Raw genomic sequence first — 13224 nt, 5'->3', positions numbered from 1 at the left:
AAGTATCTTGTATAAATCAGAGTTAACTAGAGCTAATGAAAATCATTACCGTGAAAACATCCAGTAATCAAAGTACATCAGTATGCCAGGCTTCTTACCTCTAAACACAAAGTAAAGGTCATGAATACCAGAGGTTTTGGATATGGATTTCTCCAACAAAGCCCATCTGTCACTACCTTTAGTCATAGGCACAGGGAAAGTTGTTAGTAAGGGGCCATCCTTTGTGTCCAGGCGCACTTCCATGTTTACATCATTGTAATGAGTTGTTCCTAATCTGGCCCTGAATTTATTGGCTCCTTCTTTGAAATCGACTGATTTCACTTGGATATAAGCATTGTCCTGAGTGGCTTTCACAAACACTCCTACTGCTTCATTTTGATCAGCTTTAACACCTTCTGACCAGGCTATAGTTTCTGCCTCATTTTTTTGATAAGGATTCAGTGTTTGAAGGGCTTTGTTTATGGCCGCCCCATTCATAGTTAAAGGTTGTATTTCCCCATTCTTTTGAAATTGCACCTCTTGTACACAAACTGATCTGTTAAAACCACTACCTCCTGGCAAGGCGCCATTGTGGTAGAACAAATAGGTCTTGCCCTTAAAATCTATAAGACCCGGATGATTGGTAAAGCTTCTACCTTCTGCAGGCATGAGGACATCACCATATGTCCAGGGCCCTTCAGGACTTTGAGATAAGGAATAGCCCAAATGTTCTGGCAACGGACCGCCTGCCCATAGTAGATAATAATTTTCTTTCCTCTTATACAACCAAGGTCCTTCTTCGTAAAGGGTTGGTCTATCTTTAACCTGCCCTTCTCTCTTACCGAATGCATCCACAGTCATAGGTACTTTGTTGATGTCCCCATTATAACTGATCATGTCTTCGTTCAGCTTCATAAAATAACAAAACGGATTCCCCCAGTATAAATAAGCTTGTCCATCATCATCGATAAAAACGGCAGGATCTATATCGCCTTTTCCTGTTTGCACCAGAGGCTTTCCTAAAGGATCAATGAAAGGGCCATACGGACTATCTGAAATCGCTACCCCTATAGCTGGAGAATTGGTTTCTCTTGAAATAACAGGAGCATATAGATAAAATTTTCCATTTTTTTCAGTCACTTGCATAGCCCAGGCATCCCCGCTGGCCCAATCAAAAATTTTGTAAGATGCCACAGCTCCGTGATCTGTCCAGTTCACCATGTCTTCTGTGGTATACAGTTTCCAGTTATTCATCACAAACCAGGTAGACTCATCTTCATCATGGCCTGTGTAGAGATAAAGTTTGTCATTATATACCATGGGGGCAGGATCTGCGGTATACATGGTCTGGATAATAGGATTTTGACCAAATGAATAATGGGATAATAAAATAAGAAATGCAAAATGGAAAAATCTTGAGCTTTTCATGGAATAGGGAATTTTCAAATTCAATCTTTTAGACATTGTAGCCAATCTACTTCAACATTACCTGACTTGATAATCACGAATAAATTATGGACTCCAGGTTTGTACTTTGAAAGTTTAGCTTCACTCGAGGTCCAGTCAGTGCTGGAGTCAATGTCAATTTTTGCTAGTAATGGTCCACTCTTATCGTCCATGCGAACTTCCAACACGGCTTTTTTATCTGCCTTTGATTGAATCTTTATATTATTCAGGTTTTTTGTGAAATCTACAGCGTTAAACTGCACCCATTGTTCGGGTTCTGTGAATGTCAAATGCCACCCTTCGAAAGTATTATCTGGATTATTAAAAGCAATGGCTAAGTCATCACTCTTATTGCTATACCTATCTAGCTGTATTTTGTCTGTTGCCTGGGTTATGCCCACTCCTCTTAGCGTAGGTATCACTTTTTGAATGCTGCCATCCTGATCAAAGAAAAGGCTATCCATACGAATAGACCTGTTTTTGTCAAAATCTGGAGAAAGATCATTATGATGATAAAATAAGTACCATTGATTTTTATAATTAACGATGGAATGATGGTTAGTCCAGCAGCCGTTAGCCCATTCATCCATAATCACACCTCTGAATTTAAATGGCCCTAAAGGGTTGTCTCCAGTGGCATATTCCAACCGTTCTGTTTTGTTTTCCACATGAGGATAGGTCATGTAGTAAATGCCGTTTCTCTCAAAAACGAAAGGGCCTTCCTTTAGTCCTTTTTGTGGTAGGTCTTCCAGTATTACCGGTTCTGTGGCTAAATCAAGCATATTTTCTTTCAATTTAGCGCCATAAATATGCCCTTGAGACCAATACAAGTAAGGCTGACCGTTCTTATCAATAAAAACATTGGGATCTATTCCTTTAACCCCAGCAATAGGCGCTGATTCTGGAGTATACGGGCCGGATGGCTTATCTGCAATAGCTACCCCGATAGAAAAACCCTGTCCATTGAGCGTGGTATCTTGAGCTCTGGTAGGAAAATAGAAATAATATTTCCCATTTCTTTCAACCGCATCTGGAGCCCACATGCTATAAGCATCATGGACTGCCCACGGTACAGTTTTCTGGTCTACGATCATGCCATGGTCTGTCCAGTCAGTAAGGTTGGAACATGAGAATACATGATAATCTTCCATGGCAAACCATCCTGGCCTACCTTTTCCTTCGGTAGCAAAAATATCATGGGAAGGAAATACATAGATCTTACCATTAAAAACCCTCGCTGTCGGGTCAGCCGTGTATTGATCCTGTATAATAGGATTTTGGCTAAAAGAGGTAAGTGACAATAGTAACAAACCTGTGAATACCAATGACTTAAAGCTTTTCATAAATGAATTATTGTTCTTTTGACAATTCTCCTGTGGCGGCACCTAACAAAATATAATCTGCACAAATACCCACTGTTACTTCATTCTCACCCCAGAAGAAAGGCCAGTCCTCTTTATTTTCAGGAAAATCTGGTTTTAATAAAAGCAAGCCTGGTACTACTCCACCGGCAATAAAAGTGAAATCAGCCCGGTTATTACCATAGGTAACTTTCTTAGATTTTGTACCCACAGCCGATACAAAAGAAATATTAGAATATGGGTGGCAGCCAAAGATATAGTTAAGCCCTTTGTACACATATTCGGCACTGATGATTTCCGGGAATAATTTATGGGCGTAATAGTTTGTAGTGGCCCATCCTATAATTCGGTCATTTCCTCCCCAGCCATCTCCAGAGATAGGTACACCATAGGGATTTTCTTTGGCTAATTCATCTAATGACTTTTTATAATCAGACATTTTGGTTTTCAGCTTCTTTTGAAAACCCTTGTCCATAAACGGATAAGCCTGCAGCGCCATTGACATGCCTCCCATCCTAGGTTCATCAATAATGGACCAAATGATTTTTTCGAAATAATCGGCATATTTTTTTTCTTTAGTAGTAATATATAGCTCAAGAGAAGCCGCGGCCTCCATACGTTTGCCGAAACGCTGCACCCATTTAGTAGTATCTTCTTTCACTTGGTCTTTTTCTTCCCATAAACGCACAGCATACTTAAGGCTTTGATTAGAAAGCGTGTCATTAAAGCCTTTTAGTGCACGGTGTGCAGCGGCTAGTGCCGCGGTGGTGAAATTATCCAGGAAGCGTGTTCTGGTAGTAAAGGCCCATCTATCATCTAAGGTGCCGCTGTAGGTGCCGTCTGTTTCATAAGGCTTTAGTTCTGCATTGTATGGCATATTATCTGTTTCCGTCATGGCATCACCCAAATGATGATATTGATGCAAGTTGGGTACTACTATTCCTCTCACAGGGTGGCCAATATTAATGACTTGTGCTACTATGTTTAAAGTGCCATGTTCTATCTGTTGTAAAATGTCTGCTTTACCATCAGGGCGATGAATGTCTACATATCGATTCTTCTGGTCAATGAAAGTTTCATCTCTGTCTAGTTTAAAGTTTTCATAGGCTTCCACTAAGCTTAAAATGGTATGGCAATGTGAGCCTGTCTGAATATCAAAATCACCAGCATCAAACCAGCCCCCTATAGTAAGGTTAGGAATTCTTTCCAAAGGCTTATATTTAGTATCAGTGCTATTGCCCATACTATAACCATCAAAATGTTCATGATTTAATGGCGCTTGAAGTGCGTCATCCATAAAAGGCTCACCATGCCATACACGATATCCCTCATTCACTTCCATGTGATCCATCTGTACCGGGAACCATACATCAGAGGTAGCATGCCAGATGTTATCATATACATTGGCCGCAATAGAAAAAACATTGGTTTGCTGATCACCATATTTTATATAATAAAGTCCGGGAGATTTTATTTGGGTGAAATCAAATTTCAGATAATTATAGCGCATATAGGCTCCCCAATTATTCACCTCTGTTTTGAGCACTTCCTTATCAGTACCATTGGGCATTACCTGGTATAAAGAAGCCGTTTTCAGCGGCGTATCATACTGATCTAATTCAATGACCGCGACCTTCTCCTGTTCTGGCAGGTAGCCTACCTGTGAAAAAGCAATTACCGGATCTCTCTTCCAATTGGGCACCGCATTAGGCTCCATATACCAGGTTAGCACTTTGCCTGTTTTGTTTGAAGGCAGAATGCTGCGTATTATGAACCATCCGTTTTGAGCTAACAAGCGTCCATCAAACAGCATTATTTCAGACTCAGAAGTAATTTTAATACGGCTTTCAGGATCTTCAGGAGAGAGAATCAAGGTCTTACCAGTGGCCATTGGAGAAGGAACTATAAATTCATCCTTACCCCGGTCATCAAAAGTGGTATGTCCGGCAAACTGCTGTATTTTTTCACTTTTAGGAACTATGGAAGTTTTGCCCGCTGGGTATAACGGAAATATTCCCGGCTTTCCGTCTGCCAGGTAGCTCTTTTCAAAGTAGGCCGCTGGTATCAACTCAAAATTAAATCCTGCTCGGCCGAGCAGCTTTTCTGGTAAAGGCTCATCCAGGTACACATTGATCTCTACTCCCTGGTCTTTGGAAGTCACTTTTACTCGAGAGTAAAAATCCAATTCTTTATAGTGTAAGGTCACCTCAATGCTGTTGTTGTCTTTATCCACCTTTCTATCGGTAAGAGTGGGAACCAGGTCCCACTGCTCCGGGGTGTTTTGCAAACGCACGGCCCCTCCTGTGGCCGTGCGCACACCATGATGAATAAGTTCTATGCCGGCCGTTTTCTCATCGAAGAACATGCCGTTATACTGGTTACTGAAAACCAGAATGTTTACACCTGGCTTCTCGAAATACTCCTTATCGTTCAAAGTCAATTGCTGACTCCACCCTGAGCTAATAAGAAGCAAATTCAAACACCATACGATGGCTATGAATAACGATTTTGTGTTAATTTTTAAAGGTAGATTAAGGTAAAGATTCATGGTTAGGTTAGTTATAGTCTATTCTTTTATTACCACTCCGCCATTTGGTTGGATGGTAATTTTTATAATTCCATTTTTATTAATCTTAGCATTTTTTGAAAAACTCTGACCATCTTGGCTATCACCATATAGCTGCACCGACTTTCCGGAAAGCATGGGTAAGGATAACTTCAGGTCTATACTCTTTTTCTGAGCATTTACACCCGCTATATACCATCTACCGCCACTTTTTCTAGCCAGTACACAGTATTTTCCAGGGTATCCATCAATAAATCGCGTTTCTTCCCAGGTCGTAGGCACTTCCTTCATGAAATCAATGGCAAAGTCTGGCGCATCTTCCAGATTATTAGGAGTTAAGGCAAAGAATTGAACTGGGTTTTGATATAAAACTGCTATAGCTAGCTGAAAGGCATCAGTAGTTCTTCGATGATTGCCACCATCATTAGTGCGGTTGTATCTTTTATTCAATACTACACCCCCAAACTCCATACTGGCCACGGTGTTTCTTATGAATGGATATAGCGTAGCGTTCAGGGCTTCAATATCATTAAATCCCTGGCTGAACATCAGGTTTTCTGAAGCTAATATAGCCTCACTACCTACAAAATTAGGATACATTCTTTCCCAACCTCTTGGCAACGTAGTACCATGAAAAACTAACATCAGACCGTAGTCGTTAGCATCAGAAAGGATATTTTCATATAACCTCATGGTTTCCTGCTTGTCGCCTCCAAAGAAGTCAACTTTTATACCCTTCACTCCGTGCTCTTGCATCCACTTCATTTCTTTCTTACGAGCTATGGCGGTATTCATCTTATTTCTAGGCGATTGAGGAGCATCGTTCCAGGCTCCATTGGAGTTGTACCATAAGAAAACCCCCACCTTTTTAGATGATGCATATTGAATAAGCTCTTCCATGCGATGGTATCCAATGTTTTTATCCCATAAAGCATCTATTAGAATGAATTCATAGCCAAGTGTTGAGGCCAGATCAATATAGGTTTTCTGATCCTCATAATTCATACTGTTGTCTTGCCACATGATCCAGCTCCAGGTGCCTTTGCCATATTCATATTTCTGTGAAGGTTCATACAATGGTTCCACTACATCGTAAGGTACAGTGGTTTCTATGATAGGCTTAAGGCTGTTGCCTACGGTAATGGTGCGCCAAGGCGTTGCAGCAGGTAAGCCAATGGCTGCACCTGTACTTCCGAAACCATTATTCTCCTCCTCATTAGGAAAGGCAATTTGATAATTTCCTTCATCATCCGGATCGCTGAGGTGAGAACTGCAATACAAAGCGCTAACACCAGTCTCAGAAATTAGCACCCACTCTTCGCCTGACTTAAACAGCCCGGGAAATGTGAAGCCCATTCCTGTAGATGATTTGGTGGTAATGGCCTTATCAATCTCATACCTTTCTTCATAACTGGGTTTGGTTCTCTCCCAGCCGACCATTGGCTTAGACTGTGGTGTGAGATAACTTCTGGCGTTCTCTATAAAATTAAATCCGGTAAGCTCCTCTTTTACTACTAATGCTAATGGAGATTTCGTTTCTGGAACCTCATACCTGAAAGCCACATCATGATTACTCACTCTGAAAACAAGTCTTAATGGCCGTTCATCGCGGTTGCTGAGCATACAGGTAAGTTCATTGCCTTGGTAATGCACTTTAGCCTGCTTTATTTTTTCTTGTTCATAGGTAAAATTTAATGGATTGATCTCACTGCCCTCCCAAGAAAGACTTTCAGAATAGTCTATCAGATTAGTAATAAATCCTAAACGAGATTCTTCTAGAACGGTGTGGTCAGCATAAGTCAGTGTATAAAACAGTTTTCCTTCTTTCAGGCTTACTGTTACCTGGAGTTGTTCATCGGGACTGCTTACCACTGCTTGCTGCGAGAAAACGTCTCTAGAGAATATGAAGAGTATAAGAATAGATAGTTTAATGTATTTATTCATGTTTATTGTTTTGCGATTTTAATGATTGAATCTACCACTGGCTTGGGGTTATTATCCCTGTCAAAAAGAAGTGGATAGTCTGTTCTGCCTCGAATGGGCCAGTTGTTTCTCCAGGAGTGTCCATCGTTTATTCCCCAAAAAGTGACTCTGGAAATTTTATCCTGGTGCTTTACAAATAGCTTGAAAAAATCAGTATATCGTTCTGTAAAGGTTTTCTCTACCTCCTGAGGTAATCCGTGAGGGTAAGGATTCATCTTTTTATCATATTCATAATTATCCGAAACATTGGCCCCTGTTTGGTTCCAAGGAGATGGCAAAACCGTAAGATCCAGTTCAGTAATCATCACCTGCACGCCTAGCTGGGAATAGGCAAGAATACTTTGCTCAAATTCCTCAATAGCAGGATAGTCCATGCCAATATGGCCTTGCATACCGATACCATCTATTTTAAGGCCTTTTTCTTGCAGTTTTTTTACCATGGCTACCACACCAGCTCTTTTTTCTGGGATAGCCATAGAATAGTCGTTGTAATATAATTCTGCTTCTGGATCGGCCTCATGGGCAAACTGAAAGGCCAACGAGATAAACTCTTCTCCTATAATTTCATAAAATTTGCTTTTACGATACGAACCGTCATCCAACACGGCTTCATTGACCACATCCCAGGTATGAACACGTCCTTTGTACCTGCCCACCAACTTATAAATATGGTCTTTCATTCGCTGGATCAGTACCTCTCTAGATACATCTTTTCCTTCTTTGTCTGTAAAAAACCATTGAGGAGCTTGAGAATGCCAGATCAAAGTATGCCCATTGATCAACATGTCGTTCTTCTCTCCAAATTCTACAAACTGATCTGCCAGTTTAAAATCGAATTCACCTTCTTTAGGTTGTATTCTGCCACTTTTCATGCAATTCTCTGCCACTATAGCATTGAAATGCCTTTTTACCACTTTCATGGCTGCTGTATCTCTCCCTATGATTTGGAAAGCATTTAAAGCGGTGCCAATATGAAATTGATCAGAAAAGGCCTCTTTTAATGATGGAACAGGCGACTTACCTATGGTTACTACTTTGAATGCTGTTGACACGATAATGAGAGTTAAAACACTCATTATCACGATTATATTTCTTATTTTCATAGCTGTTTATTTAAGTAATTCTCCTTTACTTGGAATATACCCGATGGAAGGATCTACCCTGAACCAGTCAAAGTCAACGTAGCCTCCCAATGACTTAGTAGCGAAGTTGAAAAGCATGTATTTATTGCCTGTGAAAATGTCTAGCTTAAATTGCATGTTCAGCTCATTGCCTAATTTCTTGAAATGCTTGTTATCTGTGCTATAGGCAAAAGAAGCTTTGCTACTGCCAAAATCAGGCTGAGCCATAAGGTAGATGGTCTTCGATTTTAAAGGTATAGTTTCTATGGTTTTACCATCATTGACCATGATCAGTTCGTACTTTCCATTGTTCTTTTTGACTCCTATATAAGCATAAGGATTTTGAAAAATGGCTATTCCCGCTACATCACCCTCTTGCATTTTACTCACATCCAGCTTAGTGATAGCTGTAGATGGAATAGTGTCTGAATAATAGGCCCAGGTTCTTTGCGTTAAGCTATTTCTGGCCATTTTAAGATCATTGGAAACACTGGCGGTGTGTAATCTTAAACTACCTTTTTTCTCTTTTAGCGACCATTTTTGGGGATCGGGGTTATGGTTCCAGCCCCACTGCATACCTAATTCTTGCTCATCGAACTCCGAGGAAGTGGGAAAATTTTTGACGGGATAGGTTTTACCCACATCTGGCTTTTTATGAGTGATCACCCCCCTACCATTTTCCCCTACCATTGGCCAGCCATCTACCCAGGTAACAGGTTGTAATGACGGAAATCTGCCAAAAGGTCCGCTATCTACGAAAAGCATGGTCCACCATTCTCCAGTTTGTGTTTGGATTAAAGCTCCCTGATGAATACCGAAAGTAGGGCCTTCATTTAAGTCTCTGATCACCACCTTTTGTTCATAGGGCCCCCAGATGCTCTTAGAGCGCAAGGCCACCTGAATACCATCTCGGCCTCCGTAAGTAGAATACAAGTAATAATATCCGTTAATCTTATAGACATGTGAGCCTTCCAAGCCGCCGCGGATGTCTCCCTCATATACCAAAGAATCTCCGCTGATGGGTGCCAGGTTCTCATCTACCTCAGTAATCTTCACCTGTCCATAGCCATGTGCTACATAAATTTTTCCATTATCATCATAGAATAAACCCGGATCATAAAAGCCTTTGGGTAATTTTTCCATTTCCCATGGACCCTCAGCTTTATCGGCCGTCAGATGATAGCCGCCTTCGTCCAAGGTAATAAACAGCAAATGAAATTTGTTATTGTGATATTTCAAGCTGGTAGCCCACTGTCCGTGAGCGTAACGGCTGCAGGTGTCCAGATTATAACAAGGGCTTTCATTGAATCGAGGTACAGCATTGCTGCAATACTCCCAGTTGACTAAGTCTTTTGATTTGATGATGCTAACACCTGGAAAAATGAACATGGTAGTAGAAACCATATAGTAGGTATCTCCTACCCTGATTACGTCAGGATCTGGAAAGTCTGAAGCTATGACCGGGTTGGTAAAGGTGCCATCTCCATTGTCACTCTGCAGCTTTTGGGCATGTGTTTGTAAAATGGACAGAAACAGTAATAAGCCCACAAAAGTCTTGGTCCATTGGTTTTTAGTAGGGTAAATCATCTTTGAGTAGTAGCGTTAAAAATTTAAGGTTTAGCCTTTATAATATGGATCAAACATATTTGAAAATATGTTGATGTCTTACCAAAATTGAAAAGTATAAGGTTGCCTGTTGCCATTAGAAGCTGGCTCATTTTGAGGTGAGTGTCCCTCTCCTGTCTTATCACTAATCAATAAATAAGAATCCGCACAGGTTCCAATCTTCGGTTCTATAGTCCCTCCATGTCCCAGCTTGTTTTTGCATGCTGAAGGATAAGGTTGAACAGTGTATATTTTGGTGAATGAATGAATTAACGAGTGGATGATAAACCTAAGTAGGGTGTCTATATTAGGTGTTTGCCTGTACGTGAAGTGGGCATGTAGTAAATTTGTCTTCGCGGATGAAGAAGGACTTACTGCTAACGTTTGATGAAGATCAAACTTAGAATGGAATAAGGCTATTCTGGCCTTATTGGTAAAGTATGGAAGCGGGTTCATGAAGTAGTAACGTTTATTATTGTTAATATAAATAAAGTGTAGCAACTACACTTTATTTATATTAACTAATTTTGATTTATCTATTAATATTCTTAGATAAACTAAAATATTTACTACTGAGTGGGCGCTTCTTTCTAGTTAACTTGTATTTTTTTAGTTAAAATTCCATTTTCTCCTTTAACCTGAAGAATATATACGCCTTCTGCGAGACCAGTATTTAACCTGCCGGCATCGCTTTTTACTCCTGTTTGTTCAAATAGCACTTTACCTACAGTACTGAATATGGTTACGTCATAGTTATCCATATCCTTCACTACCAGGTTAAATTCACCGCTATGGGACGGGTTGGGGTAAACCATCAATTCCTGCTGGGTATCAGCTTCTTCAGCTAGTAAGGTTGCGGCACCGGACACTCTTGCAGATGAAGTACTGATGTAGTTGAACTTAAATAACTGGCATGAAGTACCATAATAGTCCCATAACTGAAGAGGAACAGAACCATCCATAACACAGTTGGCAACATCCCAGCTGCGGCTGGTATTTAAAGAAGATAGAACTCTGTAATATCCATTGCTTACTGGCTCTACCTTCCAGGCTTGGGCGCTATTGGTTAAATTCTCCCATAAGCGGATAGAGGTGCCAATTTCAGTAGTGCCATTGGCAAGATCAATTACCCTATCTGAAGCACTGGCTTTGGAAACAAATCTCCAGTTACCATTACCTGCGTCAATAGCAATCCACTGCTGAGCTGTTTCACCGTTACGCTCCCATGGTCTCAGAACGGCTCCATTTACGTCTTCTCCGTTTCTTAAGTCTAAGACTTTACCAGGGTCAGTTTGAAATTCTATTTCGTAAATACCATTATTCACAAGTCCTGTGCTACCGCCGCCATCGTCCCCACAATTATTGGCAGGTGAACCACTACCTGTAGGCGTTTGACCGGTATTGGTTATGTATAATTTATCTAATAGCGTTCCGTCTTCTCTGTAACCTATGGTCAAAGTATGATTGCCTGAGCTCAGATCGTAACTCGACACGTCATCCCAAGTCCAGCTGGTAGCACCAGGTGCTATGCCATTCCAGTTCAGCCAGTCACCACCATCTATCTGTACCCAAAAAGAGTCATCATCCGCATTAGGTGCTATTACTCTAGCCCATAGCGTATAAGAACCAGATTCACCAACATTAAATGAATAGGTTATACGACCTGTAGTGCCAGGTGCGGAAGAAAGGCTGTTATTTCCTGATTCCACTGATACATAGCCATTATTAGATGAAGAATTACCAGTTTGCTCTTGGAATAAAGAACCTACCTCACCACATTCTGCCTCTAGCCATACGGAAGTGCTGCCACCGGGAGAAGTGCCTAATGTCCCCCTGAAGGTAGTGATACTATTTCCTGCTAAACTGTTGGTGAAAGTGCCACCTCCGGCATAAGTATTTACCTGAGCTACGTTAGCACTGGCAGTAGTTTCCCATTTAGTAATATTGCTTACATTATTTCCTGAGAAATTGAAAGTGACATTTCTTGATGAAGAGTTTTGATTTATAGCAATAAAAACTAAAGTGTTACCGTCTTGATAGGCACTTACGCTCACACCTGAAGTAGGGGTAGCATCGGCTCTCACTCTTGTAAAGCCAGGCCTCACAAACTTAGAGAAATGACTCATTACATATCCACGTTTAGATACATTGCCATCTTCTGTAAGCAGACCATAACTCCTTCTGATATACCACCAGATGTAGGCGCTATAGCCATTCACCATGAAGTCATGAACTTCTTTACCTACCAGTAAGGCATCTGGCCATAAGTTAGCACTTCTATCACTGCTGGTATAATGCTCTGTCATCCACTGTTCTTTTCCTGATGGATCACGAGTGGGTAGGCCACCATAATTGTGGTTGGCAATAACATCTACTTGAGATGATGGAGCTACAGTGTTCATATAGCTACTGTTATAATGGACTACTTCCGGAGCCATCACTCTGGTAGGGATCACGGAAGCGTTGTTATCCAAGAAAGTTCTTATTTGAGAAGGGTTCCAACCGCATGACTCATAATCTGGAAGAAAATCTGGTTCATTTTGTACTGACACTGCAAATAAAGGAACACCATTGGTATTCATATAATTGGCAAAGTCTCTTAGGTAATTAGCATAAGCACCATATTGATCTGTTCTTAGCTGTCCTTTTATGGTACTGCCGTTGGTTTTCATAGAAGCAGGTGGAGACCAAGGGGTTCCAAAAACTATGGCCCCATGGCTTCTGGCTCTTTGTGCAGTGGGAACTTCCAGTGCCCAATCTGATCGGTTAGGTGATACACTAATCCTTAGTATAGACAAACCTATTTGGCCCGCACCAGTACCAAAGGCTTTATCTGCTTGGGATGTAGATAGGTCAGATATCCAACGAGGGAAGTTCATTCCTCCAAAGCCACGGATATTCTGATCTGTGCTGCCTATATATATATTTGAGGTTTGAGCCAATGAAAACAAGGGAATGAGTAGCATTAACGCTACTATTATCCTTGATAATGCTTTTTTAGCTATCATCGTATTGTGATTTAATTGTGTGAAATTTCATTCTGAAAAAAGACAAGTTGAGACATTTGTGTCAAAAGTCATTTTAAGACAGATTATGTGTATCAAAACTCCCTCATCAAGAAGGTGAGGGAGCTTTGAATGGTTTAACAAGAAAATTTATTATG

Annotated in this window: 8 protein-coding genes; all 8 read right to left on the bottom strand. The window is 40.8% G+C overall.

All coding sequences use genetic code 11. The annotated features are described in order from the left end of the window. Positions 1 to 45: 45 nt before the first annotated feature. Complete coding sequence (locus JL102_RS13715; protein WP_202244989.1) at positions 46 to 1407, bottom strand: glycoside hydrolase family 43 protein; 1362 nt, start codon at positions 1405 to 1407, stop codon at positions 46 to 48. Between the two features lie 20 nt (positions 1408 to 1427). Further along, positions 1428 to 2768 (bottom strand): family 43 glycosylhydrolase, encoded by a 1341-nt coding sequence (locus tag JL102_RS13710; RefSeq protein ID WP_202244988.1) that lies wholly within the window; start codon positions 2766 to 2768, stop codon positions 1428 to 1430. Positions 2769 to 2775: 7 nt separating this feature from the next. After that, positions 2776 to 5334: a glycoside hydrolase family 9 protein gene (locus JL102_RS13705; protein ID WP_202244987.1), complete on the bottom strand. Its 2559-nt coding sequence runs from the start codon at positions 5332 to 5334 to the stop codon at positions 2776 to 2778. 18 nt (positions 5335 to 5352) lie between these two features. Then, a complete protein-coding gene (locus tag JL102_RS13700; RefSeq protein ID WP_202244986.1) occupies positions 5353 to 7296 on the bottom strand; it encodes a glycoside hydrolase family 97 protein in 1944 nt (647 codons plus the stop codon). Positions 7297 to 7298: 2 nt separating this feature from the next. Continuing rightward, positions 7299 to 8387 (bottom strand): endo-1,4-beta-xylanase, encoded by a 1089-nt coding sequence (locus JL102_RS13695; RefSeq protein ID WP_317191640.1) that lies wholly within the window; start codon positions 8385 to 8387, stop codon positions 7299 to 7301. A 57-nt stretch (positions 8388 to 8444) separates the two neighbouring features. Further along, complete coding sequence (locus JL102_RS13690; RefSeq protein ID WP_202244984.1) at positions 8445 to 10043, bottom strand: glycoside hydrolase family 43 protein; 1599 nt, start codon at positions 10041 to 10043, stop codon at positions 8445 to 8447. 78 nt (positions 10044 to 10121) lie between these two features. After that, a complete protein-coding gene (locus JL102_RS13685) occupies positions 10122 to 10517 on the bottom strand; it encodes a hypothetical protein (protein WP_202244983.1) in 396 nt (131 codons plus the stop codon). 134 nt (positions 10518 to 10651) lie between these two features. After that, positions 10652 to 13069 (bottom strand): RICIN domain-containing protein, encoded by a 2418-nt coding sequence (locus tag JL102_RS13680; RefSeq protein WP_202244982.1) that lies wholly within the window; start codon positions 13067 to 13069, stop codon positions 10652 to 10654. Between the last annotated feature and the right edge of the window lie 155 nt (positions 13070 to 13224).

The sequence above is a fragment of the Fulvivirga sediminis genome (genome assembly GCF_016757215.1).
In the GTDB taxonomy this organism is placed as follows: Bacteria; Bacteroidota; Bacteroidia; order Cytophagales; family Cyclobacteriaceae; genus Fulvivirga; species Fulvivirga sediminis.
The sequence above is the reverse complement of the archived record's forward strand: the minus strand, read 5'-3'. Positions and strand labels throughout refer to the sequence as shown.